The sequence below is a fragment of the Salinisphaera sp. T31B1 genome, assembly GCF_040361275.1.
In the GTDB taxonomy this organism is placed as follows: domain Bacteria; phylum Pseudomonadota; class Gammaproteobacteria; order Nevskiales; family Salinisphaeraceae; genus Salinisphaera.
The window spans coordinates 82452-107872 of the sequence record NZ_APNH01000001.1; the positions used below are offsets into that span (position 1 = coordinate 82452).

The following is a 25421-nucleotide window of genomic DNA, read 5'->3' on the forward strand; positions in this document are numbered from 1 at the left end:
GGGTGCCGGCGGGCACCCGCCCGCGGCGACTTATCCCACTCGCTCGATGGCTAGTGGCCAACCATCATGTGGCGCACGTACAGGCTGTAGAACAGCCACATCGTGCCGCCGACCATCACCACCATGATCAGCAGCGAGAACAGAATGGAAATCGTGTTCCAACGCTGCTCGGTCGACATGTCCAGGTGCAGGAAGAATCGCAGGTGCACGGCCAGCTGAAGAATCGCTGCGATTGCAATCACGATCAGCGCCATCCCCTGCGACAACAGGCCGAAGGCCACCACGCCGAAAGGAATGAGGGTCAGAACCAGCGCCAGCACGAACCCGATGAGATAGCCGCGAGCGGTCGGCGCGTGCCCGGGGGTAGCGTCGGTCGAATGGCTCATTGCATCACTCCGGGAAGATAGACGGTCGAGAACACGCAGATCCAGACGAGATCCAGGAAATGCCAGAACAGGCTCAGGCGCGCCAGCCGGGAGGCGATCGGCGCGGTCAGCCCGTGCAGCTGGATCTGGACGACCATGACGACCACCCAGATCAGGCCGAAGAAGACGTGCGTCCCGTGGGTGCCCACCAGGCCGAAATAGGCCGATAGAAACCCGCTGCGCGTGAAGGAGGCCCCTTCGTGCACGAGCTTGATGAACTCGCTGAGCTCATGGCCCAGGAAGAACGCGCCCAGCACGAACGTTGCCCCCAGCCAGGCCATGACCCGACTCTTGTGCCCCTGATGCAGACTGACCATCGCCATGCCGAACGTCAGGCTCGAGAACAGCAGCGCCATCGTCTCCAGAAAGACGCCTCTGAGTTCGAAGACTTCCGATGCGGTGGGCCCGCCCGCGTAGCGTTGCGACAGATCCACATAAACGAGAAAGAGCATCGAGAAGATGATCACATCGCTCATGAGATAGACCCAGAAACCGAAGTTGACTTCGGTATCCGCACGGGCCGCTGCCAGAACGGTTTTCAAACTGGTATCGCTAGACGCCATCACAAATGCCTCGAGGATGCGTGCAGTGGAACATCATGCCGGCGTACCTCGCTCGACCGGCTCGGCCAGATGCGCATGCGGCGAGCGCTCGTCGCCATAGTGCTTGAGGCCCTTGACCCGTTCGAACGCGCCGTCGGCTTCCAGCTGGCGATGGAACGCATCCTCGGTGCGCTCGACCTCCTCGGCCGGAATCACGAACTCGGTGTCGGTGTTGAAGCTTCGCGCGATCACCGACCCCACGATGCCCGCCAGGCACAGCCCGGCCAGCCACCAGATATGCCAGACAAAGGCAAATCCGAAGAAGAACGCCAGGCCGGCGATGACGATCGCGATCGGCGTGGAGCGAGGCATGTGGATGTCCTCGTAGCGTTCCGGACGCAGGTAGGCGGTATCGTTGACCTTCATTTCCATGAAGGCATCGCGATCGCGGACTTCCGGAATCACGGCGAAGTTGTATTCCGGCGGCGGCGAGGCGATCGACCATTCGAGCGTACGCCCGCCCCACGGATCGCCGGACAGGTCTCGATTCTTCTCTCGATCCCGCACGCTGACGTATATCTGCATGAACATCGAAAAGATGCCGTAGGCAACGATGATCGCGCCAATGGCGGCGATGATCAGCCAGATCTGCCAGGCCGGGTTGTCATAGGTGACCATGCGACGCGGCATGCCCATGATGCCGAGCATGTACAGCGGCACGAAAGCCACATAGAACCCGATCAACCAGCCCCAGAACGAACGCCGGCCCCATTTTTCGTCCAGCGTGAAGCCGAATGACTTGGGAAACCAGTAGTAGAAACCGGCAAGCAGCCCGAACATGGTTCCGGGAATCAGCACGTTATGGAAATGCGCGACCAGGAAGAGGCTGTTGTGCATCTTGAAGTCGGCGCCGGGAATAGCCAGCAGCACGCCGCTCATTCCGCCCATGGTGAAGGTGATCAGAAACCCGATCAGCCATAGCATCGGCAGCTTGAATTCGATGCGTCCACGGAACATCGTCCACATCCAGTCGTAGATCTTCACGCCGGTCGGAATGGCGATGATCATCGTGGCGATGCCGAAGGCGGCATTGCGCAGCGGATCCTGACCCATGGTGAAGAAGTGATGCACCCACACCGTGAATGACAGGAACGCAATCGCCATGGTCGCCCAGACCATCGACGTATAACCGAACAGGCGCTTGTTGCAGTAGGTGGCGGTGACTTCAGAGAACACACCGAAGGCCGGCAGAACCAGGATATAGACTTCCGGGTGACCCCAGACCCAGAACATGTTGATATACATCATCTGGTCGCCGCCCATCGTACCCGTGAAGAAATGGGTTCCGACGGAACGATCGAGTGCGAGCAGGGCGAGCGCGGCGGTGAGCGCCGGGAAGGCCAGCACCATCAGGATATTGGTGCACAGCGCCGTCCAGGTGAACATGGGCATGCGCATGAAGCCCATGCCCGGCGCGCGTTTTTTCAGAATGGTGACAAGGAAATTGATCCCGGTCAGCGTTGTACTGATACCGGATATCTGTAACGCCCAGATCCAGTAGTCCACCCCGCTGCTCGGACTGGCCTCAAGTCCGGAGAACGGCGTGTAACCGGACCAGCCCGCCTCGGAGAACTGACCGATCAGCAGCGAGATCATGACCAGCGCGCCGGCCGCGGCGGTCAGCCAGAGGCTGATGGCATTCAGCAGCGGATAGGACACATCACGCGCGCCGATCTGCAGCGGGATCGCGATATTCATCAGGCCGACCAGAAACGGCATCGCCATGAAGAAGATCATCATGGTGCCGTGGCCGGTGAACAGCTCGGCGAAATGACCGGCATGCAGATAGCCGTCCATGCCGGGGCCGGCGGTGGCCTGCTGCGCACGGACCATGGAGGCATCGATGAATCCGCGCAGCAGGAAAATCAGCGCGATGATGATGTACATCACGCCGATCTTCTTGTGATCCACGGTCGTGAACCATTCGCGGTACAGATAACCCCATTGACGGTAGTAGGTGACCAGACCAACCACCAAGAGCCCGGCACCGATCATCACCACGTTGGCGAATACGATGATCAGGCTATCGTGGGAAAAGGCTTCGAGCGTGAGTTTTCCGAACATCATGTCCTCGCGGCGCTAGAGATCAGCGATCGGTCAGTCGATCCGGCGGCGGCACCTTGCCATCGCCGGTCTGAAACCGCTGAATGACGTAGTCGAACAGGCCGTCCCGGATCGAGGAATAGAGGATCGGTTCGACTTTCTTGCTGGGTTCGACCAGTTGGCGATAGGCCGCCAGATCGAGCGGACGGGATGCAGCCCGCGCCTTGGCGACCCACTGATCGAAGTCCTGCTGGCTCATCGAATGAGCCTCGAAGTTCATGCCGGCGAATCCGTCACCGCTGTACTGGTAGTTCTTGCCGAAGAAGGTGCCCTTCTTGTCGGCCATCAGATGCAGGCGGGTACGCATGCCCGACATGGCCATAATCTGGCTGCCCAACCGCGGAATCATGAACGCGTTCATGACGGTTGCCGAGGTCAGGTCGATCTGCAGCGGTGCATCCACGGGCATGGCCAGTTCGTTGACGGCCGCGACGTTGTAGTCGGGATAGATGAACAGCCATTTCCAGTCCATCGCGATCGCCTGAACCCGGACGGTCGGGTGCTCCGACTCGAGCGGCTTGTAAGGGTCCAGATCGAAGGTGGTCACCCAGGTCATCACCGCAAGGACCACGATGATCACGACCGGGCCACCCCAGAGAAAGCCCTCCAGAAGCCCGGAATGGTGCCAGTTGGGCGTATAGGTGTTGTGCCTGTTGCCCGAGCGATAGTGCCAGGCGAACCACAACGTGAAACCGACCACCGGCACAAGCACGAACAGCATGACGGTGAAGGTGAACAGCATGACGTTGCGTTCATAGGCGGCCACCGGGCCGGCCGTGAAAAACGTCACCAGCGTGTCCAGCCGGAACACCTGAATCCAGTCGTCGACACCGCAGCCGCTGAGCAGCAGCACCATCGACAGGCTCGAACACAACAGCAGCCATCGGCGCACGGAGTGCTTCCCTTGTCTCGACATTTTCACGAACATCACCTTGCCTTGAGCCCGGTCCACCAGTGATCGCCGAGCCCACCGGACGACCCTGGGTCGGGCGGCTGCGCGGCTCTTCGCTGGCACAACTGACCGCTGTTCCATCTCGTGCCGTACCGCGACATGCGGTCTGCTGGAACGGTCATTGTGCAGTGCAACTAATATTACGCCCCTGTGCGATCACGCGAAAGGGTCGAACGATCATCGTCGGCATTGTCGCAGACTATGACCGCCTCACAAGTTACAACGAATTACGCGGGCCCGGGACAAACCGATGCGCCCGCGCCGTCCGCCTGCTCGGCCGGGTCGGAGCCGCTAGCGCGTAGATATCGCAGCCCGAGTGCCGCCGATAGGGGCGTAGCGGCACTACTTGGGACAACGATGCGCACCGGCGTCGTGTTCATGCCGGCGCGCATGCATGTGCGGACGGGCCGCGGGCGGGCGCCCGCGGCGACAGACCGACGACTAGCCGTGAAGCAGTAGACCGCCGCTCAAGGCGAGCGCGCTGATCCAGAGCGTGATCGCCGCGCCCAGGAAAAGCGGGCGCCAGCCCAGCCGAGCGACCGACACCAGCCGGGTCTGCAGACCCATGGCTACCATTGCGGCGGCCAGCAGGGCCGAATCGATCGTGGTCAGGGTCGTGCGCGTGGTTTCGTGCATGGGCACGAATGAATTCACGCCGACCATGACCACGAACAACAGCACGAAAAGAGGAAACGGCGCGCTCGAACGCCCGGCCGCGTCGCCGTCGCCATCCTGGCGCGCGCGCCGCCGCCACCACACCGCCAGTACCGCGCATACCGGCGCCAGCATGGCCACGCGCGAGAGCTTGAACAGGCTGGCATCGAGGCCCGCGTTCTGATCGAAGGCAAAACCGGCAGCCACCGCCTGCGCGACCTCGTGGATGGAACTGCCCGCCCAGGTCGCATACACCGCTTCCGACAGGCCGATCGCGTGGGCGATGGCCGGGTAGGCGAACATCGAAATGGTGCCGAAGACCGTCACCATGGCGATCGCACAGGCGACATCCTGCTCGCGCCCCTTGATGACGCCGTCGACCGCGACCACCGCCGAGGCACCGCAGATCCCCGTGCCACAGCCGACCAGCAGGCTCAGCGTATCCGGCAGCTTGAGCGCACGACCGAGAACCACGGCGAGCAGGATCGTGGTCGTCACGGCCACCACCACCAGCGCGAGTCCGCCGAACCCGACCGACAGCATGTCCTGCAACACGATCCGGAAACCTAGCAGAATGATGCCGGCTCGCAGCAGATAGTGAAGGGTCCAGCGAATGCCCGGCTCGACCCGGGCCGGCAACGGCACGCAAAGGCGTAGCAGCACGCCCACGAGAATGCCCACGGTCAACGCCGACAACGGCACGACTTCGTTGAGCGCCGGCCAGGAGGCGATCGCGTATGACACGCCCGCGAGCGCGATACACAAAAGCAGACCAGGCAGAATGCCCGGCACACGTGCCAACACCCCGGGCGAATCTTTGAATTGGGGGGTGGTGGTCGCCTGTTCAGCACTCATAACTATCTCCCGGAGTCGGTAGACAGCCAAGCTAGGCCGAACGACGATTACTTAAAATCGAATTATATCGATCCAACCGTTCGGTTTTGCTTATCATTGAGTAATGACCGCGCCGCGTTTCACACTTCGCCAACTCGATATCTTCGCGACCGTCGTGCGCACCGGCCAGGTGCGGCGTGCGGCCGAGGTGCTGCATCTGAGCCAGGCGGCGGTCAGCCAGGCGCTGCGCGAGCTGGCCCTGGCGTTGGATGTGACGCTTTTCGAACGGCACGGCCGGGCGCTGATCCCGACCGCAGACGCCCGTCAGCTGCTCGAACTGGCCGCCCCCTCGATGGCCGCACTGGGCGCGATCGATACGCGGCTGTCGCCGGAACGCGCCGACCAGCCGATCGTCGGCCGTGTGGTACTAGCCGCATCGAGCACAATCACCCGCTATATCCTGCCGCAGGCCCTGGCACGTCTTCGTCGCGAGCATCCGGGGCTGGCCGTGACCGTGGTCTCCGGCAACAGTGCGACCGCCGAACGCCGCGTCGCCGATTTCGAGGCCGATCTGGGCTTTATCGAGGGACCGTCACAGCGCGACGACCTGGACGCCCACGCCTGGGCCACCGATACGCTGCAGATCATCGCCCCACCCGATTATCCGACCGAAACCGTAGCCGCGGACAATCTGGCCCGCCATGCCTGGGTCGCCCGAGAGCCCGGTTCGGGCACCCGCGCAGTGTTCGAACACAGCCTCGCACTGGCCGGCCTGGCTGCGCCGCACGCAGCGCTGGTCATCGACGACAGCGGCTCGATCGTGCGCGCCGTTGCTGCCGGAGCGGGCCTGGCCTGCGTGAGCCGGCACGCCGCCACCCAGGCCAGTGCGCTGTCGCGGGTGCAGTTCATCGATCTGCCCAGCCTGGCCCTGAGGCGTCCGCTCTGGCGTGTCGAACGACGCAACAGCCAACGATCAGCCTTGATCGCGCGGCTGATTGCGGCATTGACTGCCGCCCTCCCCAGCTCTGAATAAGCCACGTCCTTTCAGCCGGCGTTCAGTTGGCGAATCTAGGATACGACGCGAATTATCTTTTATTCAGAGGGACCTGGATCATGAGCATTCGTAAAACCACCACCACCGGCCTGATCGGCATCGCGCTCGCCGCCTCGACCAGCATGGCATTCGCCGCACAACCCGAAGGAGTCTATTCGGCCGACCGACTGATGGACGCCGATGTCTACGTCAGCGGTTCGAACGATGCGGTCGGCGAGGTCGAGGATGTGATCCTGGACAACAACATGCAGATCAAGTCGTTCATCGTCGAGACCGAGGGCAAGTTCGGACTCGGCGGCAAATCGTATGTGGTGTCGCCCGATCAGCTGTCGGTCGAAACCTTGAGTGGCGACAAGCCGACCGAGCCGAACTATCGCGTGACGCTCAACGCCGACGCGAGCCAGCTCAGCGGCTACCCGGTTTACAACGACGCGTGGTGGAACAACACCCAGTCGCAGGCCAGCGACGCGTGGCAGCAGACCAAGGAATCCGCGAGCGACGCCTGGACTCGGATCAAGAAGGGCACCAACGACCTCATCGATCGGGCTCAGGGTGAAACCAGCGACGCCGCGGACGCCACCGGCGACGCGGTCGACAATGCAGCCGACAACACCCAGGACGCCGCCGACGACGCAACGCACTGATCGCGCGTTTTCTGCCGGGGCAACGGCATGATCTGAAAGGGGCCGTCCGGCCCCTTTCTTGTATTCGGGGCCTGCCCAGCCTGGTCTCCCAGACGACACAGTCTCAGCGACCCGGTATGGCGAGGTGTGCGCGTTCCGGGCTGGTGCAAGATCGCGGGCCGGCCTGCCTGACCCAGGCCCGGCAAAAGGCTATGATGCGCGCTGGTTTTTTCCTGTCGGCACAAGGAGCCACCGCATGAGCCAGAACAACGCCCGGTCGAGCCTGTTTGGTGCTCTGTTCATGCCCGCCCTCATCCTGGGTGTGCTGATCATCCTCGCCATTCTGGTCATCAGTTTCCGTTCGTCGCCCTCGGCGCCATCTGCCGGCAACGACAATACGCGCACGCTGGATGCGAGCCTGATCAGCCAGTTCGAGGACACCTACGACGCGCTGGGCGAATCCGTCGGCAAGCCAGACGCGCCGATCACGATTCGCGAATTCGCCGATTATCAGTGCCCGGCCTGCGGATCGTTCGCGCCCACGGCCAAACGGATTCGTGAGGAGATGGTGGAATCCGGCAAGGCACGTTTCGTGTTCTTCGACTTCCCGCTGCCGATGCATGCCCATGCCAAGCAGGCGGCTGTCGCCGCGCGCTGTGCAGCCCGCCAGGGCAGGTTTTGGGATTACCACGACCGGCTGTTCGAAACCCAGCGCGACTGGTCCCAGCGCGACGATCCGACCTCCATGTTTCTCGATATGGCCGTCGAATCGGGCGTCGACGCCGATCGACTGGAACAATGCATGACCCAGGGTGGCCCGGACGAGGTGATCAGCCAGAATCAGGAGGCCGGCAAAGCCATCGGCCTGCGCGCCACGCCGACGATCATCGTCGGCGATACGCTGTTCTCGGGCGCGGTCAGCTATGAGCGTATCCAGCAGGCGGTCGAGCGCCAGAGCGGCGGCGGCAACGGCTGAATCCACCGGGGCGCCGCCGCCATCCCCAGCTAGGAGGTAGCGGCGCCTTCGCTCTGCTCGACGACACGCCGGGCCAGCGTCTTGCGATCAACCTTGCCGACGGCGTTCTCAGGCAAGCTGTCGACGAACCAGACCGCTGCCGGGCGATGGGCGCGTGAAAGCTGTGTCTCCACCCGGTCGATGAGATCCTGCGCACTGGGGCTTTGATCGCCGGCGGCGACCACGAACATCACCGGGACCTCGCCCAGGTCCTCGTCCGGCTGACCGACGACACAGCAGGCTTCGACGCCGGCGTGTGCGGTCACCACGTCCTCGATCATCCCGGGCGGAATATTCTCGCCACCGCGGATGATCACATCCTTGATCCGCCCGGTAATGAACAGATAGCCATCGTCGTCGAAACGACCGAGATCGCCGGTACGCAGCCAGCCGCTGGCGATGACCGAGGCATCCGGACGCCCGTTTTCATCCAGATAGCCGGTCATCAGGTTGTCTCCGGCGATTGCGATCTCGCCCTGCTGGCCTGCACCCACGCGCTCGTCCGCGTCAGTCTTGAGCAAAGCCACCGTCTGATTGACCAGCGTGGTGCCGACCGACCCGATGCGTCGATCATCAGGCGGATTCATGGTCGAGGTGCAGGTCGCCTCCGACAGCCCGTAGGACACCACCACCGGCGCGCCCAGCGCGGCTTCGATACGGCGGTGCAGGTCGGGCGTGATGGGCGCCGATCCGCAGCGGATCATGCGCAGGTGGGCGGTGGCCCGGTCATCGAAGCTGTAGGCGAGCATGCGCGAATACATGGTGGGCACGCCCGAGACCAGCGTCGGCTGGTAGCGCGCCATCAATTCCGGCATATCGGCAGCACGGAAACGCGGCGCGAACGCGATGCGCGCACCGGCAGCCAGCGGCGCGAGAATCTGATTGTTGATGCCGTTGGTGTGATAGATCGGCATCACATGCAGCAGCCGGTCGGAACGGGTCAGACCGGTATGGCGAATCAGACCGAACGCATTGTTGGCCAGCGCCCGGTGGGTGAGCTGTACGGCCTTCGGCGTACCGGTGCTACCCGAGGTAAAAAGCGTCAGCGCCGGCGTATCCGGTCCGACGCGATCCTCGGGCGCGCCCGGTCCGTCGGTGCCGTTGAGCTTGATTCGATCCACGACGTCGATATCCGTCATGTGAGCGAACTGATGCACGAGCGTCGTGTCGGTAACCGCCCGCCGACAGCCTATACGGGTCAGACGCGCGCCCACCTCCTCGGCCGACAACCGCGGCTCCAAAGGGCAGACCGACCCACCGGCGAACAGGATGGCCAGCAGCACGCAGACGCTGTCACCGGTGCGCGCCATCGACAGCGCCACGACCTCGCCGGGTTGCAGTCCCGCGGCCACCAACGCGCCGGCCAATGTATGCACCCGATGTTGCAGTTCGGCATAACTGAGCGTCAGGTCGTCGCTGGCCAGGGCCTCGCGATCGCGCCAGTCGTCACTTGTCCAGAGATGACGATAGGCGGCAATAAGAGTCGATTCGGGCATGGTGTCCTCAGTGAAGCTTGATGGCAGCGTCTTGCTCGAAACGACCATCCGGGTCGATCGCGGCGAGCGCGGCCCGCTCGGCCTCGGTCGGCGGTGCCGTGGGGGCGGCCTGGCTGGCATCGAAGCTGAAGCCCGTCCGCTCGCGCACTTCCTCGAGCTCGACCTCCGGATGCCAGGATTCGAGCGCCAGCCGCCCGTCCCGCTTGACGAACACCGCGATCGGCGTCACCACGCCGCTCATTCCGCCCCAGGAGGTCAGAAAGTGCAGCTTGTCGACCAGCGTGCGGGTGGAGTGCTCGGTACGCCAGGTACAGGCGCGGCGTGCGGTAGGCAGCATGACCGCCCCGCCCCCACCGCCGGGCAGACGCACCTTGGGCTTGTGCCAGTCGCCGATCGCGGAATTGTTGACGTTGCCCTCGCCGTCGATCTGGGCCGCGCCCAGGAACGTCAGATCCATACGTCCACGGGTGCACAGATCGTAGAAATCCTCATTGGAGAAGATCGATGCCGAACCGTTCGCCAGCGCCGGGTCGGAGCTCGACAGCGGCACCTTCTCGACCGTCGGATCGACGCCGCCAGCTACGTTGATATAGATGAAGTCCCAGTCGTAGGCGCGTTTGGCCAGCAGACAGGCCAGCATGGGCGGCGTCGAATTCACGCCGGAGAAGGTGATCTCCTCCGGCCGAATGAAACGCGCCAGATTGGTCACGACATAGGAAAAACCGCTCCACTGCTCAGCCATGCGCCATACTCCGCTGTGTGTCGGCGTCGACTTCCGGTGCGCTGTCCAGATGGCGCTGGAGCACGTCGTCGCCCTGTTCCAGATAGGCCTCGACGGCCGGGTAATCGATGTCGTAGTCGGGATGATTCGACCCAGGCCACGCGCCCCGCGGGCAAATGCTGACCGCTTCGACCATGAAATAAGGGATCAGCGTCGTTTCGGGCGCGTCGACGAAGGTCTGGGTATCGACACAGCGTTCGGCCACGACCAGTACCTTGTCCGCGGCACGGCTCATGATGCGGTCCCAGTGTGCGGTGCCGTAGACACGGACGTTACCGGCGGCATCCACCTCGCTGGCATGGATCACTGCGTAGTCGGGACGGATCGCCGGAATCACGAACACCGACTGGCCGCTGCCGTAGGGGTCGTCGATCTGCTGCCATTCGTTGAGCTTGGGAAAGGCGCTGCCCTGCAGACCGCCGCACGGCTGGAACGGCACACCGAAGGCGGCCGCGCGCAAGCCGGCGGTCAGACTCGCACAGGCATGCTCTTCGAGTGTGAGCGCGCCGTCCTGCACCGCCTTGCGGTAATACGGCGCGAGTCCGAAGTTGCCTTCCATCGCCACGATGCCGGCCCGCGCTTTCGAGGCCACCCCGGCACGACAGAGGATATCGATATCGTAGCCGGGCGACTGTTTGACGATCTCCAGATCGCGCCGCCCCTGGCGAATGAGCTCGCGTACCAGCGCGAACGGCCCGCGATGCAGAAAACTACCGCCCAACGCAACCGAAGCGCCGTCGGTGATCTTGGCGGCGAGATCGGCCAGTGGAATACGCTTGTCTTTACTGATGTATCCGGAGGACATGATCATGCTCCTGTCTAAGAGGGCTCACGCCTTGTCGGCGGGCGCCAGGTAAGCGGCAATACGCGATTTGAGACCAGGCGCGGCCGCCGAACGCACGAGCCGGGCCAGATCCCGGTCCGGTTGCGCATCGTCCAGCGCGCCGTGCAGCAGCGCACGGGCGGGATCCGGCGAGCGAGCGAACTCGTCGTCTACCAGCGCCGACCATGCGTCGACGGCGGCCGTCTCGGTGACGAAGCCGATCCGATGCGCTTCCTCGGCGTCGAAAGTACGCGTCGACGACTGGATCTCGCGCGCAGTATCCGCGCCCACGCAGGCGGCAAAGCGGCGCGTGCCCAGCACCAGCCCGAAGTTAAGCCCCGGCATGCGAAAACTCGCTTCATCGGTCGCGATACGACGTCGACAGGCACCGAACAGGTCGACTCCGGCACCGAAATTGCGGCCATGGGCCAGGCCGATGGTCACCGCAGGTGACCAGGCCAGCTTCTGGAGCAGCGTCTCGATCCGAATGAAGCGCAGCACGAGATCGCCTTCGCTGGCGTCCTGCCACCCCGAGAAATCGAAGCCGGCGCTGAAATTCTTTCCTCGTCCGGCGAGCACGATGACCTCGGCGGCTTCGGCATGTGCGGCATCTACCGCGTCGATCAATGCCTCGACCAATTCGGCCGACAAAGCGTTGCGTTTGTCAGGCCGGTTCAGCGTCAGCGTGACGCCACCGGCGGTGCGATCGACGGTCAACAGCTCGCTCATGCCGTGGCCCGCCCATTCATCTCGGCCAGTACCTCGGCAGTATGCTCGCCGAGCTCGGGGGGCCGACGGCGCACGCCCTGGCCGACCCCTGAAAAACGTACCGGCGAGCCGAACGTCTTGGTCGCCACACCGTTGGGAAGCTCCAGCGGCTGGACCCAGCCCATGTGCTCGACCTGAGGATCGGCCAGCACCTCGGAATACCGGTTGATCGGCGCACACGGCACGCCGGCTTCTCGGAAGCGCGCCAGCCAGGTTTCGCTATCGGCCTCGGCAAAGATCGCCTCCAGCATCTCGCGCAGTTCGGTCTGGTGGGCTGCCCGGTCGGTGGGTGATGCGAACCTTGGATCGGTCAGCCACGCCGGTCGGTCGACCACCGAGCACACTTTCTTCCAGAGGGCATCGTTGCCTGCCGCCATACCGAAATAGCCGTCGCGCGCGGCGAACGCCTGGTAGGGCGCATTTCGCGGATGCGCGCTGCCGAGCTTTTCCGGGTCGCGGCCGCTGCCGAAATACTCGGAGGTCTGCAGTGCGGCGATCCCGAGCGTCGCGCCCAGCATGGGCACATCGATATGGGCGCCCTGGCCGGTCTTCTCGGCCGAGCGAAGCGCCGAGGCGACCGAATAGGCCGCATACAGCCCCGCCGAGAAATCGGCCAGCGGCACGCCACATTTGACCGGTGCCCCGCCGGGTTCGCCGGTGATGCTCATGATGCCGCTCATCGCCTGCACCGTCAGATCGAATCCACCTTCCTGGGCGCGCGGTCCGGTCTGCCCGTACGCCGATATCGAAGCATAGATCAACGCCGGATTCACCCGGCTGAGTTCCTCGTAGCCCAGACCCAGCCGGGCCATCACGCCCGGGCGGTTGTTCTCGATGACGACCTGCGCGCTCTCACACAGCCGCCGGGCATTGTCACGATCCGTCTCGTTCTTGAGATCCAGTGCCACCGATCGCTTGTTGCGGTTCAGCGAAGCAAAGTTCTCGCTATAGCCATCGGTGATCGGCGGCCAGGCACGGAGGCTGTCACCCCCGTTGGGGTTCTCGACCTTGATCACGTCGGCCCCCATGTCGGCCAGCAACATGCCGCAGAACGGGCCGGCAGCCACGTTGCAGAACTCGATGACGGTGACGCCGCCTAACGGGCTGTCCATGGTGTCTCCTTGATTTAAGCAATAGAAATACGGGCCGTGCCGGGCGGCGAACCTGGTTCGACCTATGCCTCGGGCGGCTGCAAGGCGTCCGGAATCTCGACGCCCTGTTCGCGGAAGTAGCGCGCCGCGCCCGGATGCAGCGGCATGGGCAGACCGGCCAGCGCATGCTCCAGACTCATGACCTTGGTCGCCGAATGCACGCTGTTGAGAAACGGCAGGTTCTCGTAGATCGCCTGGGTGATCTTATAGACATCGTCCTCGGAAACATCGGCATTGACCACAAGGAAGTTGGGCTGGGCGACGGTGTGGATGGCCTTGTCCTGATTCGGATACGTGCCGGCCGGAATGTCGTAGCGTGTCCACAGCGAATACTTGCCGTTGGCCTTGGCCATTTCCTCGTCGGTGAAGTCCAGCACCTGGACATCGTCGCCCATCGCAGCGTAAGCCCGGGTCACCGCCGAGACCGGCACCCCGCCGGGCGTGTTCATGCCGCCGATCACGCCGTTCTGCAATGCGTTGGCCGAGCCTTCGTAGCCCTGATGCATTAGGTTGAAGTCGGCGTTCACGTCATAGCCGAGATTGGTCAACAGCGTGGTGCCGGAGCCTTCCGTTCCCGAGTTGCGACGGCCGATGGAAAACCGTCCCCCGACCAGGTTATCCATATCGGCCATCGTACCGGTATCGACGAATTTCTTGCGGACCACGAAATGCTCGACGTTGGACCACAGCATCGTGATAGAGCGCAGCTGTTGCTGTTTGCCGGCATCGGCCAGCCGGCCCTCGCCTTCCCACGCCCAGGCGCCGAACACGCCCTGAAGAATCGCGAACTGAGCCTGATCCTCTCTCAGCAGCTTGATGTTCTCTCCCGAGCCGGCTGTGCTGATCGCCGATAGCGAGATACCGGTCTTGGGTTCGAGTTTGACCTTGGTCAGGGAGGCCAGCCCGACGCCGACCGGGTAGAACGTGCCGCCGGGTGTCGCCGTAGCCAGGATATAGGACTGGCCGGCCGCCCCAGCCGTCTGGGCCGCCCCGAGCACGAGCATCGCTCCCACCGCGGCGCAGGCCACTAATCGCTTGATTGATTTCATTGTTTTCTCCCTCGCATGATCGGCCGTCAGCCGTTGTTCTGAATATTGATAGTGCGTTCCATATTCAAGCTAGCCGTGTTCCGCCCGGCTTGTCAACGACGTGAGCCCCAGCTGCCGGATAGCGGCACCAGCCCCACGCCCTCCGACGTGCGCGGGTTTTCAGGCACGGGGTCATGCAATTGACAAACGCGCTCACGCATAGATACATTTTGTGGAACGACGATCCATATATTAGAACAGACACAAAGACGACTGACCACCCGCCGTAGGCACTTCACCAGCCGCGGCGGCCCGTGTCTGTCGAACCGTACGATCGATTGGCCGAACGCCCGCTAGAGACGCGTCGCCCATATCGCGAACCTGGAGGAGATCCATGGCTGACCCGAACCCGACGCCCGTGGCGACGCCGCCTGCCGGCAGCCAGCCCGATCGCAACGGCTACGTCATGACCGCGATCGCCGCGGCAATCGCCGCCTTGCATCTGTATCTGGTGACGTTCACGCCCATCTCGGATCTGCGCATCGGCGCACTGCACTTTGCCTCGTTCGGTTTCCTGTGCGCCTTGCATTATTCGCTGGCGCCCCGCCACGCCCGTCATCCGCTGATCGTGGCGCTGGACTACGCGGCCGCGCTACTGGCCGTGGCCTGTGTGGTCTATCTGTTCGTCATGGAAAACGCGCTGTATGCGCGCAGCGTCAACTTCATTGCCAGCGATTGGCTGTTCTCGATCGCCTGCGTGGTGCTTGCCCTGGAGTTCGTACGCCGCTCGGTCGGCTGGGCGATTCCCCTGATGGTGCTGGCCGCGCTCGGCTACGCCGGCGGACTGGGTCAGTACCTGCCGGGCGTATTCCATTTCCCCGGGCTGTCGGCCGAGGTGATCCTCTACCGCAGTTATTTCGGCCCCGACGGACTGTTCGGCTCGCTGGCGCGCATTTCCTATGCCTACGTATTCCTGTTCGTGATCTTCGGCGCCTTTCTGGCCAGTTCCGGGGCGAGCGACTTCATCGTCAACCTGGCACGGTCGGCGACCGGTCGTCTGCGCGGCGGACCCGGCTTCGTGGCGGTGGCCGCCTCGGGCATGATGGGATCGATCTCGGGATCGGCAGCCGCCAACGTCGCCTCGACCGGCACCGTGACCATTCCGATGATGAAACGGGCGGGTTTTCGACCGGAATTTGCCGGCGGGCTGGAAACCGCGGCCTCGACGGGCGGCCAGATGATGCCGCCGATCATGGGCGCCGGCGCGTTCGTGATGGCCAACTACACCCAGATCCCCTATGCCACGATCATCGGCGTCGCCCTGCTGCCGGCGCTGTTGTATCTGCTCTCGGTGGCCTGCTGGATTCGTATCAACCTTCAGAAATACGATATCGCCGACATCGAGGACGATACGCCACGTTTTCTGCAGGTTCTGGCCCAGGGCTGGATGCATCTGCTGCCGCTGATCGTGCTGGTGGGCATGCTCGCCGCGGACTACACGCCGGAGATGGCCGCGGTCGCCGGCATCGCCTCGATCGTGGTCGTGTCCTGGTTCACCGCCCAGCCGATCGGCCCGGTGCGCGCCATCCGCACCCTGGCGGAAGCCTCACGCACGATGATCCCGACTGCCGTACTGCTGATCAGCATCGGCATCGTCGTGAACATGCTCGGCACGACAGGCATCGGCAACACATTCGGCCTGATGATCGACAGCTGGTCGCATGGCAACGTGCTGATCGCCATCGGCCTCATCGGCCTGGTCTCGCTGGTGCTGGGCATGGGGCTGCCGGTGACCGCGTCGTATATCATCCTGGCCACCATGGCCGCACCGGCGCTGTCCGAGATGATCGTGCACGGCCACCTGGTGTCGGCCATCGCTGGCGGAGACGTCCCGCAACAGCTGGTCACCATGCTGCAGGCCCTGGGCGTGGCCGGCGCCGACGGGCTGGGCCAGCCGATGGGACATGCCGCCGCCGCGACGCTGGTCGATCAGGTGCCGGCCCCGATGATGGGCCAGGTTTCGGATCAGGTGCTCTCGGCCGGCGTGGTAACGACTGCGCTGCTGTCGGCTCACATGATCATCTTCTGGTTGTCCCAGGACAGCAACGTCACACCGCCGGTGTGCATCGCCGCGTTTGCCGCAGCCGCCATCGCCGGCAGCCGCCCGTTCCGAACCGGGTTCGAGGCCTGGAAGATGGCCAAGGGACTTTATATCATCCCGCTGCTGTTCGCCTTCACGCCGTTCTTATCCGGCGATGTGGGCACCGCCCTGGCCATATTCGGCTGGGCGGCGGTCGGGCTGTATGCGCTGGCCGGCGGCATGTCCGGCTATCTGGAAAGCCGGCTCAATATCGTCGAGCGAGTCCTCGTTCTGGCCTGTGGCATCGGGCTGCTCTGGCCCATGCCCTGGTACGGGCACGCAGTGGCGCTTGTACTGTTCGCGATCGTTTTCTGGCGCTCGCGCCGCCGTGTGCAACCTGGCGCACGCGCCGCCGACCAGCCGCAGGCCGGTGCGCCGGCAGGCAGGCGGCCAGTGTGAGTCCGGTCAGGCCGAACCCATCGCCACCACCGTTGCTGGGTCGGCGGACAACCTGAAATCCGGCTGCCGCGCTGCCGGTCGCCCGACATCGCCAAGTTCACGGACCGATCGTTCCACCGCTGCGCCTTCTGTTTATGGATAAAACACTCATAAAGGGCATGAAGGTCCTGGAGACGCTCGCCGACTTCGATGAGCCTGCATCGGTGAGCGAACTGGCCGAAGCCTGCGGGCTGACGCGCAGCAACGCCCATCGCGTACTGGCCACCTTCCAGACCTTGGGCTATGTCGCCCAGGATTCGCGAAGTCGGCGCTACCACATGACCCTTCGCGTATGGTCTCTGGGGTCCAAGGCCGTGGAACGGCTGGATTTCAAGCAGGAAGCCCGCCCGTTCCTGGATCGATTGAACGAAATGACCGGCGAAACCACGCATCTGTCGATCCTGGACGATATCGACGTGATTTATATCGACAAGCTTGAAGCCCGCCATGCGGTACGCACCTTCACCCGTATCGGCGGGCGCGCGCCGGCCATCTGTGTGGCCACCGGAAAGGCCGCGCTGGCATTCAGCCGCCCCGAGCGCATCGACCGGGCGATCGCAGGGATCGAGAAATTCACCGACAGCACCGTCACCGATCCCAGCGCACTGCGCGCCGAGCTCGACGCGGTCCGCGAACAGACGTTCGCCGTGAACCGCGGCGAATGGCGCGGCGGCGCCTATGGCCTGGCCGTGCCCATTTTTTCGGCCCTGGACGAGGTCGTTGCCGCGATCGGCATCTCGGCGCCCCGTGACCGGATGGCCGAAGACCGTATCGAAGCGCTCACCGATGAGATCAAGACGATCGGCCGCCAGCTGTCGGTGCGGCTCGGCGCCAGTGCGCGCCACGGCGGCCCAACCTGAACCGCCGGACGGCAACCCACCTTCGTTGCGATCGCGCGCTCGAGCGCACGGCCGACCCGGTTGGGGTCGGCTCGGCCCTATTCATCGCGAACGTTTGGCCGCGGCCCGCTCAGGCGGCGACCGCTGTCTGCCGGTGCAATATGTAGTCGGCGGCCTTTTCGGCAATCATGGCCGTGGGCGCATTCGTGTTGCCGGAAATCAACGTCGGCATTATCGAACAATCGACCACTCGCAGGCGCTCGACGCCATGAACCCTGAGCTGCGGGTCCACGACGGCCTGTGCATCGGTGCCCATCTTGCAGGTCCCCGACGGATGATAGATGGTCGCGCCCTTTTCACGCGCATGTTCGAGCAGGGCCTCGTCATCGCGATGCGCCGTGCCGGGTAGCACCTCGCAGTCGATATAGGCACGTAGCGCCTCGGTCGCGGCCAGCGCGCGGGCGAGCTTAATGCCACCCACCGCGCAATCCCGATCGGTCGCCGTGCTCAGATAGTTCGCCTGAATTTTCGGCTGCATGCGGGGATCCCGGCTTTGTATCGACAGCTCGCCGCGCGATTCGGGTCGCAGCTGGCAGACCGAGAACGTCGCCCCCGACCATTTGTGTGGCCGGTAGCGTACGGTTTCGGCGGTCACCTTGGAAAAATGGAACTGCACGTCCGCACGATCCGACGACGGCAACACCTTGGCGAACAGGCCGGCGGTCGCGGCCGGCATCGATAACGGTCCGGATTTGAACAGCGCGTACTTCATGCCCAGTCCCAGCTTGCGCCAGAGGCTGTTGAGATCATCGTTGAGCGTGATCTTCTTCTTGATCCGGTAGGTCACCGGGATCTGGAGATGATCCTGCAGATTCTGTCCGACCCCTTCGAGCGCAGATACCCCGGGAATAGCGTGTTCGCGTATCAGCGCCGAGGGCCCGATTCCGGACAGCTGCAACAGCTGCGGGCTCTGCAGCGCGCCGGCAGCCAGAATCACTTCCGCCTCGGCGCGTATCTGTTGCGTCTGCCCGTCGTGTTGAATCTCCACGCCGACGGCAATCTGGCCTTCGAAGATCACGCGTGTGACGAAAGCCTCGGTCTTGACGGTCAGATTCTCCCGCGCCCGGGCTGGCTTGAGATAGGCCACCGCCGCGCTGCACCGGCGCGCCTGGCGGATGAAGAATTGGTAGTAGCCGGCCCCCAGCTGGCTGGCGCCGTTGAAATCGGTGTTCTTCGGCAGGCCGAGTTCTTGGGCGCCGTCGAATATCGCCTCCATGAGTTCGTCCTTGACCGGCATGTCGGAAGCCCACAGCAGGCCGTCGCCCCCATGCAACGCCGACTCGCCGCGGGTGTTCTTCTCCAGCTTGCGAAAATACGGCAATACCCGGTCCCAGGACCAGTCGGCGTTGCCCTGATCAGCCCAGTGATCGTAGTCCTCGGCCTGACCGCGGATCACGACCATGCCGTTGATCGAACTGGAGCCGCCGATACAGACACCGCGGGGCCAGACCATCTTGCGACCGTTCATCTGCGGCCCGGCGTCCGTCTCGAACTGGCGTGCGATGCGTTCGTCGTAGATCGTCTTGCCGTAGCCCAGCGGTACGTGGATCCAGGGGTTGCGATCCTCCGGCCCGGCTTCGAGCAGCAGCACCTTATTGCGGCCACAGGCGCTTAAGCGATTGGCCAGCACGCAGCCGGCGGTACCCGCGCCGACGATGACATAGTCGTAGGTCTGATTATCCATGAGATTTCCGATTGATAAACACCGAACACCGAACGGGCGGCTCGTCGCGGATAGCGCGCCGCGGCCGCTGCCATCGGCGCTGAACTAGCGAAATACGAAACCTTCCATATCGTTCGTCGTGCGCTGCTTGAGAATGCGGGCATAGACGGCCGAACCGCCGATATAAGGCATGAATACCTGCGGTTTGCCTTCGACGTTGGCTCCCAGATACCAGGAGTTGGCCTCGCGCATGAGCGTACGCCGCGACACGGCGTCGACTTCGGCCATCCAGTCTTCCTGGGCGTCGCGGGTGGGTTCGACGGTCTGGTCCTGACGACGCTCCAGGTCGGCGACGGTCTCGGTGATCCAGTCCACGTGCTCCTCGATCGAGGGGACCATGTTCGAGAACACCGACGGGCTGCCCGGACCGGTCACCAGGAACAGGTTGGGGAAGTCGGCGACCATCAGGCCCAGATAGGTTTTCGGCCCGGCCGCCCATTCCTGCGACAGCGGCAGATCGTCGCGGCCGCGGATGTCGATCCGGCTGAGCGCGCCGGTCATGGCGTCGAACCCGGTGGCCAGCACCAGCGTATCGAGTTCGAACTCGCGACCGCTGTTCAGCCGCACGCCGGTCTCGGTCACGCCGGCCACTGGATCGGCCTTGATATCCACGACGTCCACATGGTCGTGGTTGAATATCTCGTAGTACCCGGTATCCACACAGATGCGTTTGGCGCCGATCGGATAGTCACTGGGCGCCAGAACGGCCGCGGTATCCGGGTCGTCCACGATCTCGCCGATCTTCTTGCGCACGAAACGCGCCACCGCTTCGTTGACTTCGCGGTCTCGGGTCACATCGTTGAACGCATAGAGAAAGCCGATACCGCCGATCTGCCATTCCGCCTCGAGCAGCGTGTCGAGCTGCTGTTCGGTCAGCTCGTGTCCGGAGCGCTGGCCCGGGTTGTTGTAGAGCGTGTAGTTGCGGGTCTGGCGCACCTGCTCGCGGCGATTCGCGTAATCGCTCTTCCATGCCTTGATATACCCCTGGCTCATGGGGCGATTGTTGGCGGGCACCGAATAGTTCGGCGTGCGCTGAAACACCGTCAGCTGCCGACAATCGGCGGCGATCGTCGTCGCCGTCTGGATCCCCGACGAACCGGTGCCGATCAGACCGACGCGGTCGGCGCTGAAATCCGGGCGTTCGGACGGCCATTCGGAGGTCTTGAGCAGCCGCCCCTGGAAGTGTTCCAGCCCTTCAATATCCGGCACCTTCGGCACCGACAGGCAGCCGGTGGCCATCACGCAGTAGGTTGCCTCGACCTGACGGCCATCGTCGAACGCCGCGCGCCACAACGCAGTCTCGGCGTCGTAGCGCAGCGAGCTGAGGCATGTATTGAAGTCGATATGATCCCGTAGCGCCAGACGGTCCACCACGAAATTGATGTAGGCGAGAATCTCCGGCTGTGCCGCATACAGTTCGGACCAGTCCCATTCCTGCTGGATCTCGTCCGAGAACGAATAGGAGTACTGCATGCTCTCGGTATCGCAACGCGCACCCGGGTAGCGATTCCAATACCAGGTGCCACCCACGTCGGCGCCCGCCTCCACCGCACGCGCATTCAGGCCCAGCGTACGCAAACGGTGCAGGGCATAGACGCCGGCAAAACCGGCACCCACCACCAGCGCGTCATGGCGCTCTATCGGGTCGGACATGAATGGATCTCCTTTCAGTCTGTGATTCGGGATAGAAAGCCGGTCATCGCAGCCAACGCATGGCCGGATGCCGCAAAATCGGGCCCCACGGTCAGGAAACCGTGAAGCTCGCCGGGATAGTGTTCATGGGTGCATGCACCCGCCCGGCGTGCCTGGCAGCGCGCAGCGTGCTCGACAGCCTCGTCGCGCAGCGGGTCATAGCCAGCACTGATGATCAGCGTCGGCGCGGCGGCGGCGTCCGGGCCCGGGGTCAGCGGCGAGGCCCGTGCCCCCGCCCGGTCGGCCGCCGCGGGAAAATACAGAGAGCGGAACCACGCCATCGTGCGGCCGGTGACCGCCATGCCCGGTACGTCGATACTGTCCGACGGGTAGACCGTGCACTGGTCGAGCGAGGGATAGATCAGAATCCGGCCCGACAGGCCGATACCGGCCTCGGCGGCGTGCTCGGCCACGGCCGCGGCGAGCGTCCCGCCGGCGCTGTCCCCGGCCAGCACCACGCGCTGGCTGTCCAGGGCAAGCGAACCCGCATTCGCCCGCAGCCAGCCCAGCGCCGCGATACAGTCTTCATAGGCCGCGGGAAACGGGTGCTCGGGTGCCAGCCGATAATCGACCGACGCCACCACCCAGCCGCTGCGCGCGGCCAGGCGCGCACACAGCAACCGGTGGGCTTCCAGCTCACCGAACACCCAGCCGCCCCCGTGCATATAGATCACCACTGGGCGCGGCACGATCGAGTCCGATTCGGGTTCGAACACCGTCAGCGCAGCGTGGCACGTGACCGCCGTACGCCAGCATCGCCCGGTACGGCCTTCGAGCAGCGGATGCCGGGCCGGGGTCTGGGCGGCGGCGATCAGCGCCCGGGCCTCATCGACACGGTAGTGCTCGTAGGCCAGCCGGCCCTCGGCCAGGCGCTGTTCGAGCAGATCGCGACTGTCGCGGCTGAGCATGACTCTGCTAGACCGACAGGCCGCCGTCGACCGCGATTTCCGCGCCGTTGACATAACGGCTGGCCGGCGACAGCAGAAACAGCACGACGTCGACCACCTCGTCCTCGGAGCCACGGCGCTGCATCGGAATCTGTGCGGTACGCCGAGCCAGCCGGTCCGGGTCGATGGCCTCGATCATCTTCGTGTCGATCAGCCCGGGGTGCACCGAATTCACGCGAATGCCGTGCTCGGCCAGTTCGGCCGCGGCCATCTTGGTCATGCCTCGCACTGCCCACTTGGTGCTCGTATACGCCGCCCCGCCGGTGCCGCGCAGCCCCGAGATCGACGAAATGTTGACCACGGACAGATCCGCCCCGTCGGCCAGCTCGGCAGCGAACTTCAAGCCGAGAAACGTGCCCAGCTGGTTGACCGCCACATGACGCTGGAACAGCGCCACATCGGTATCGAGAATCGGCCGCGGATCGAAGATGCCGGCGTTGTTGACCAACCCGTCCAGACGACCGGTACGGGCGACCACCGTCTTGAGTGCCTGCCAGCTGTCCGGGTCGGCCACATCCAGCACGACGAATTCACATTGCGCACCGAGGCGCTCCGCCAGAGCCCGGCCTTCGTCCTCACGGACATCACCGACCACCACCCGGCAACCGCGAGCCACGAGCTTGGCCGCCAGTGCCGCGCCCTGCCCGCGCGCCCCGCCGGTCACGACAACGGTGCGATCGGGCCAGTTATTTTCATCAACCATGCATGTCTCCTTGTGCCCAGCCAGCAGCCAGCACGCGCACGTCGTCCTGTCGGCCATCGCCTCGCTCGGCGCTGGTCAGCGCTTGCTCGATCTGGCGATGACGGCTACGCACCACCGCCGCATATTCGGGATGGCTCATCAGATAGAATTGCTCGTTCTCGATGCCGCGGACGGCCATCGCGGCGAGCGCGGCCGGATCCATACCGTTGTCGATCGCCGCATGGTTGGTCCTGGGCACCGGCTCGCCGCATTCGTTACCGCGCGGCGCCTGGGTCGCCAGGCCGGTCTTCACGAATCCCGGACACAGCACCGATACCGACACCTCGGAATCGAGCGTGTCGAAATACAGCGCCTCGCTGAGCCCGAGCGCACCGAATTTCGAGGCGATGTACGCACCGCTGCCCGAACCGGTCACCACCCCGCAGATCGAGACGGTATTCAGAATGTGGCCCGGGCCATGCCCTCGATAGAGATCGGACAGGAACAGCCGGCTGCCGTACAGCACACCCGACAGGTTGGTCGAGATCAGCCGATCCCAGTCGGCGAACGCGATCTCGCCGACGCCCGACTTGCCACAGGTCGTACCGGCGTTGTTGCAGATGATGTCGACCCAGCCGATGGTCGAACGGATATGCCCACAGGCAGTCGTCCAGCTATCCAGGCAAGAGACATCCAGCGCGATCGCCTCCGCGCGCCCTGAACGCGCGCGGATCGCACCTGCCGTCTGCTCGCCCCGGGCGGCGGTCAGGTCTGCACAGATCACCCGCGCGCCGCGGTCGGCCAGGGCCAGGGCCAGGGCGCGACCGATACCACTGCCCGCGCCGGTCACCAGCGCCGTCGTATCGTTTTGAATATGCATTCGATTCAGTAGAACAACGGAGCGATAAACAGCAGACTGACGGTGAAGATCGCCGTGGAGACGATCATCATCAGCGCGGTATAGCCCAGGATGTCTCGTGCCTTGAGCGCGGTGACGCCGAGCAGGGGCAGCATCCACATTGGCTGCACGCCGTTGGTCAGCTCGTCACCGTAGGAAAACGCCAGCACGGTGGTCGGAATATCAGCCCCCACCGAACGCGCCGCTTCGATGAGCATCGGCCCCTGGACCGCCCACTGGCCGCCGTTCGACGGCACCATCAGGTTGACGAACGCTGCGCTCAGCGTGGTCATCAGCGGGAAGGTATGCACCGTCGAAATATTGACCAGGCCCTGGGCGAACAGGGTGATCAGCCCCGAACCGGCCATCATGCCCATGATCCCGGCATAGAAGGGAAACTGGAGCACGATCTGGCCGCAGGTCTTGATACCGCGGTCGATGGCGCGGACATAGGCGATCGGCCGGCCGTAGGCGATCAGCCCGAGAGTCAGGAACGTGAAGTTCACGATATTTAGGTTCAGATCGAACCCGTTGGTGATAAAGAACTTGATGATGTAGCCCAGCGCCAGCGCCACGATACATAGCGTCAGCAGGCGGGAGTTCTCGACCCGCTCGGCGAATGTGTGTCGAGCCGGCGGTACTTCCGTGCTGACCGCGGCCGCGCCGACGCTCCGGGCCCCGCCGTCCACCGGTGCATCGGCCACGTCGACACGCCCGCTGTCGCTCGCCGCCCGCATGACGCCGATTTCCTTATCACTGACCGCCCGGATGCCGTCGCCGGTCGGGTGCATGCGTCGACAGACCCACGGCAGCAGTATCAGCAGGGCGGCCGAAACGATCAGGTTCAACGGCGAAAGCACGGTCTGGGTCAGCGGTATCAGTCCGATCTGATCGGAGAGGAAATGATCGGGAGTATTGACCAGCAACGACGTGGTCGACGACAGCCCGCCCTGCGATGTGGTGGCACCGGCAAACCCGGCGGCGACTGCCAGCGGATAGTGCACGCGAATGCCCCGGAGCTTGGCCTGAAGACAGATTTCCCGGGCGGATACGGCACCGATGATCAGGCCCAGCCCCCAGTTGATGAACGACACGCCGACCGAAAGCAGGCAGACGAGCATGACCGCCGTACCGGCCGAATTGGGCAGCTTGGCCAGCCGGATGATCACCCGTTGTACCGGCGGCGACTCGGCCAGCACATAGCCGAAAAGCAGAATGGCCACCATCTGCATGGAGAACTTGAGCAGTCCCCAGAAGCCGTCGTACCAGTAATCGACCATCTCCAGCGGGCCCGCGCCGGCGAGCACGATTCCGAAAACGAATACCAGCACCGTCAGCATGATGGCGAAGGCAAACGGCGTCGGGATGAACTGCCGGGAAAAGGCTGAAAAAAAGGCGGCCAGTCGTTTCAACATGGCTTGCTCCTCGTTCACACGGTCGATACTGGCCAACCATCAGCCAGCGCTTATAATTGTTCTATTATTTGGAACGCTATTTTGCTATTCAGATTATTGTCGCGTTCCGGTGATGTCAAGACATGGCCGACCTGGCGGCCCATGCCGCGATCCGCTACCCACCCAGGCGAGGCGGATTCTGATGGTCACGTGCCTGAGCCGAACAGCCGATCGCGCGTCAGGCGCCATCGGCACGCGCTGACCTCGACACAATCGATCGATTGAATAATTTTCGATAT

General features: G+C 63.9%; 22 protein-coding genes. 5 read left to right on the forward strand and 17 right to left on the reverse strand.

Going from position 1 to position 25421, the window contains the following annotated elements:
- Positions 1 to 50 precede the first annotated feature (50 nt).
- The 5 genes from cyoD to T31B1_RS00415 form a co-directional block, all read right to left on the reverse strand.
- Complete coding sequence (cyoD, locus tag T31B1_RS00395; protein WP_353247478.1) at positions 51 to 386, reverse strand: cytochrome o ubiquinol oxidase subunit IV; 336 nt, start codon at positions 384 to 386, stop codon at positions 51 to 53.
- The gene (gene cyoC / locus T31B1_RS00400; protein WP_353247479.1) at positions 383 to 967 is read right to left on the reverse strand and encodes a cytochrome o ubiquinol oxidase subunit III; all 585 of its coding nucleotides are present in this window, start codon (positions 965 to 967) and stop codon (positions 383 to 385) included. The genes cyoD and cyoC overlap by 4 nt, the downstream gene beginning before the upstream one ends.
- A gap of 54 nt (positions 968 to 1021) precedes the next feature.
- A complete protein-coding gene (locus T31B1_RS00405) occupies positions 1022 to 3091 on the reverse strand; it encodes a cbb3-type cytochrome c oxidase subunit I (RefSeq protein WP_353247480.1) in 2070 nt (689 codons plus the stop codon).
- 22 nt (positions 3092 to 3113) lie between these two features.
- Positions 3114 to 4022, reverse strand: a complete 909-nt coding sequence (gene cyoA / locus T31B1_RS00410; protein ID WP_353247481.1) for a ubiquinol oxidase subunit II — start codon at positions 4020 to 4022, stop codon at positions 3114 to 3116.
- 501 nt (positions 4023 to 4523) lie between these two features.
- Positions 4524 to 5591 carry a YeiH family protein gene (locus tag T31B1_RS00415; protein WP_353247482.1) on the reverse strand — a complete coding sequence of 356 codons (1068 nt, stop codon included), beginning with the start codon at positions 5589 to 5591 and terminating at the stop codon, positions 4524 to 4526.
- Between the two features lie 103 nt (positions 5592 to 5694).
- On the opposite strand from T31B1_RS00415, the gene T31B1_RS00420 reads away from it, so the two are divergent.
- The 3 genes from T31B1_RS00420 (at position 5695) to T31B1_RS00430 (ending at position 8223) form a co-directional block, all read left to right on the forward strand.
- Positions 5695 to 6603, forward strand: a complete 909-nt coding sequence (locus T31B1_RS00420) for a LysR substrate-binding domain-containing protein (RefSeq protein WP_353247483.1) — start codon at positions 5695 to 5697, stop codon at positions 6601 to 6603.
- An 80-nt stretch (positions 6604 to 6683) separates the two neighbouring features.
- Positions 6684 to 7268 (forward strand): PRC-barrel domain-containing protein, encoded by a 585-nt coding sequence (locus T31B1_RS00425; protein WP_353247484.1) that lies wholly within the window; start codon positions 6684 to 6686, stop codon positions 7266 to 7268.
- A gap of 235 nt (positions 7269 to 7503) precedes the next feature.
- Complete coding sequence (locus T31B1_RS00430) at positions 7504 to 8223, forward strand: DsbA family protein (RefSeq protein WP_353247485.1); 720 nt, start codon at positions 7504 to 7506, stop codon at positions 8221 to 8223.
- A gap of 29 nt (positions 8224 to 8252) precedes the next feature.
- On the opposite strand, the gene T31B1_RS00435 is transcribed toward T31B1_RS00430, so the two are convergent.
- The 6 genes from T31B1_RS00435 to T31B1_RS00460 form a co-directional block, all read right to left on the reverse strand.
- Positions 8253 to 9758 carry a class I adenylate-forming enzyme family protein gene (locus T31B1_RS00435; protein ID WP_353247486.1) on the reverse strand — a complete coding sequence of 502 codons (1506 nt, stop codon included), beginning with the start codon at positions 9756 to 9758 and terminating at the stop codon, positions 8253 to 8255.
- A 7-nt stretch (positions 9759 to 9765) separates the two neighbouring features.
- Entirely contained in the window at positions 9766 to 10500 is a 735-nt protein-coding gene (locus tag T31B1_RS00440; protein ID WP_353247487.1) for a CoA-transferase subunit beta, read from the reverse strand.
- Positions 10493 to 11344, reverse strand: coding sequence for a CoA transferase subunit A (locus tag T31B1_RS00445; protein ID WP_353247488.1), 852 nt, complete (start codon positions 11342 to 11344; stop codon positions 10493 to 10495). Before T31B1_RS00445 ends, T31B1_RS00440 begins: the two co-directional genes overlap by 8 nt.
- Positions 11345 to 11368: 24 nt before the next feature.
- Positions 11369 to 12091 carry an enoyl-CoA hydratase/isomerase family protein gene (locus T31B1_RS00450; RefSeq protein WP_353247489.1) on the reverse strand — a complete coding sequence of 241 codons (723 nt, stop codon included), beginning with the start codon at positions 12089 to 12091 and terminating at the stop codon, positions 11369 to 11371.
- Positions 12088 to 13242: a CaiB/BaiF CoA transferase family protein gene (locus T31B1_RS00455; RefSeq protein ID WP_353247490.1), complete on the reverse strand. Its 1155-nt coding sequence runs from the start codon at positions 13240 to 13242 to the stop codon at positions 12088 to 12090. The genes T31B1_RS00450 and T31B1_RS00455 overlap by 4 nt, the downstream gene beginning before the upstream one ends.
- Positions 13243 to 13304: 62 nt before the next feature.
- Positions 13305 to 14330 carry a TAXI family TRAP transporter solute-binding subunit gene (locus T31B1_RS00460; RefSeq protein ID WP_353247491.1) on the reverse strand — a complete coding sequence of 342 codons (1026 nt, stop codon included), beginning with the start codon at positions 14328 to 14330 and terminating at the stop codon, positions 13305 to 13307.
- A 373-nt stretch (positions 14331 to 14703) separates the two neighbouring features.
- Between T31B1_RS00460 and T31B1_RS00465 the strand changes: the two genes are divergently transcribed.
- On the forward strand, positions 14704 to 16848 hold the full coding sequence (locus T31B1_RS00465) for a TRAP transporter permease (RefSeq protein WP_353247492.1): 2145 nt from the start codon (positions 14704 to 14706) through the stop codon (positions 16846 to 16848).
- A gap of 134 nt (positions 16849 to 16982) precedes the next feature.
- Positions 16983 to 17747: an IclR family transcriptional regulator gene (locus T31B1_RS00470; protein ID WP_353247493.1), complete on the forward strand. Its 765-nt coding sequence runs from the start codon at positions 16983 to 16985 to the stop codon at positions 17745 to 17747.
- Between the two features lie 109 nt (positions 17748 to 17856).
- On the opposite strand, the gene T31B1_RS00475 is transcribed toward T31B1_RS00470, so the two are convergent.
- From T31B1_RS00475 to T31B1_RS00500, 6 genes are all read right to left on the reverse strand, one after another.
- Complete coding sequence (locus tag T31B1_RS00475; protein ID WP_353247494.1) at positions 17857 to 19470, reverse strand: GMC family oxidoreductase; 1614 nt, start codon at positions 19468 to 19470, stop codon at positions 17857 to 17859.
- An 84-nt stretch (positions 19471 to 19554) separates the two neighbouring features.
- Positions 19555 to 21162, reverse strand: a complete 1608-nt coding sequence (locus tag T31B1_RS00480; RefSeq protein WP_353247495.1) for a flavin-containing monooxygenase — start codon at positions 21160 to 21162, stop codon at positions 19555 to 19557.
- Between the two features lie 14 nt (positions 21163 to 21176).
- Entirely contained in the window at positions 21177 to 22109 is a 933-nt protein-coding gene (locus T31B1_RS00485) for an alpha/beta hydrolase (protein WP_353247496.1), read from the reverse strand.
- Between the two features lie 7 nt (positions 22110 to 22116).
- The gene (locus T31B1_RS00490) at positions 22117 to 22851 is read right to left on the reverse strand and encodes an SDR family NAD(P)-dependent oxidoreductase (protein WP_353247497.1); all 735 of its coding nucleotides are present in this window, start codon (positions 22849 to 22851) and stop codon (positions 22117 to 22119) included.
- A complete protein-coding gene (locus T31B1_RS00495) occupies positions 22844 to 23710 on the reverse strand; it encodes an SDR family NAD(P)-dependent oxidoreductase (protein ID WP_353247498.1) in 867 nt (288 codons plus the stop codon). The genes T31B1_RS00490 and T31B1_RS00495 overlap by 8 nt, the downstream gene beginning before the upstream one ends.
- A gap of 5 nt (positions 23711 to 23715) precedes the next feature.
- Positions 23716 to 25143, reverse strand: a complete 1428-nt coding sequence (locus T31B1_RS00500) for a short-chain fatty acid transporter (RefSeq protein ID WP_353247499.1) — start codon at positions 25141 to 25143, stop codon at positions 23716 to 23718.
- Positions 25144 to 25421 lie beyond the last annotated feature (278 nt).

Bases quoted from the DNA above. Each gene is read 5' to 3' on its own strand.
- T31B1_RS00495 (WP_353247498.1), bottom strand. From the start codon at position 23,710: ATGCATATTCAAAACGATACGACGGCGCTGGTGACCGGCGCGGGCAGT.
- T31B1_RS00435 (WP_353247486.1), bottom strand. From the start codon at position 9,758: ATGCCCGAATCGACTCTTATTGCCGCCTATCGTCATCTCTGGACAAGT.
- T31B1_RS00500 (WP_353247499.1), bottom strand. From the start codon at position 25,143: ATGTTGAAACGACTGGCCGCCTTTTTTTCAGCCTTTTCCCGGCAGTTC.
- T31B1_RS00480 (WP_353247495.1), bottom strand. From the start codon at position 21,162: ATGTCCGACCCGATAGAGCGCCATGACGCGCTGGTGGTGGGTGCCGGT.
- T31B1_RS00425 (WP_353247484.1), top strand. From the start codon at position 6,684: ATGAGCATTCGTAAAACCACCACCACCGGCCTGATCGGCATCGCGCTC.
- T31B1_RS00485 (WP_353247496.1), bottom strand. From the start codon at position 22,109: ATGCTCAGCCGCGACAGTCGCGATCTGCTCGAACAGCGCCTGGCCGAG.
- T31B1_RS00470 (WP_353247493.1), top strand. From the start codon at position 16,983: ATGGATAAAACACTCATAAAGGGCATGAAGGTCCTGGAGACGCTCGCC.
- T31B1_RS00445 (WP_353247488.1), bottom strand. From the start codon at position 11,344: ATGTCCTCCGGATACATCAGTAAAGACAAGCGTATTCCACTGGCCGAT.
- T31B1_RS00490 (WP_353247497.1), bottom strand. From the start codon at position 22,851: ATGGTTGATGAAAATAACTGGCCCGATCGCACCGTTGTCGTGACCGGC.
- T31B1_RS00465 (WP_353247492.1), top strand. From the start codon at position 14,704: ATGGCTGACCCGAACCCGACGCCCGTGGCGACGCCGCCTGCCGGCAGC.
- T31B1_RS00475 (WP_353247494.1), bottom strand. From the start codon at position 19,470: ATGGATAATCAGACCTACGACTATGTCATCGTCGGCGCGGGTACCGCC.
- T31B1_RS00420 (WP_353247483.1), top strand. From the start codon at position 5,695: ATGACCGCGCCGCGTTTCACACTTCGCCAACTCGATATCTTCGCGACC.
- T31B1_RS00405 (WP_353247480.1), bottom strand. From the start codon at position 3,091: ATGTTCGGAAAACTCACGCTCGAAGCCTTTTCCCACGATAGCCTGATC.
- T31B1_RS00430 (WP_353247485.1), top strand. From the start codon at position 7,504: ATGAGCCAGAACAACGCCCGGTCGAGCCTGTTTGGTGCTCTGTTCATG.
- T31B1_RS00450 (WP_353247489.1), bottom strand. From the start codon at position 12,091: ATGAGCGAGCTGTTGACCGTCGATCGCACCGCCGGTGGCGTCACGCTG.
- cyoD (WP_353247478.1), bottom strand. From the start codon at position 386: ATGAGCCATTCGACCGACGCTACCCCCGGGCACGCGCCGACCGCTCGC.
- T31B1_RS00460 (WP_353247491.1), bottom strand. From the start codon at position 14,330: ATGAAATCAATCAAGCGATTAGTGGCCTGCGCCGCGGTGGGAGCGATG.
- T31B1_RS00415 (WP_353247482.1), bottom strand. From the start codon at position 5,591: ATGAGTGCTGAACAGGCGACCACCACCCCCCAATTCAAAGATTCGCCC.
- T31B1_RS00455 (WP_353247490.1), bottom strand. From the start codon at position 13,242: ATGGACAGCCCGTTAGGCGGCGTCACCGTCATCGAGTTCTGCAACGTG.
- T31B1_RS00440 (WP_353247487.1), bottom strand. From the start codon at position 10,500: ATGGCTGAGCAGTGGAGCGGTTTTTCCTATGTCGTGACCAATCTGGCG.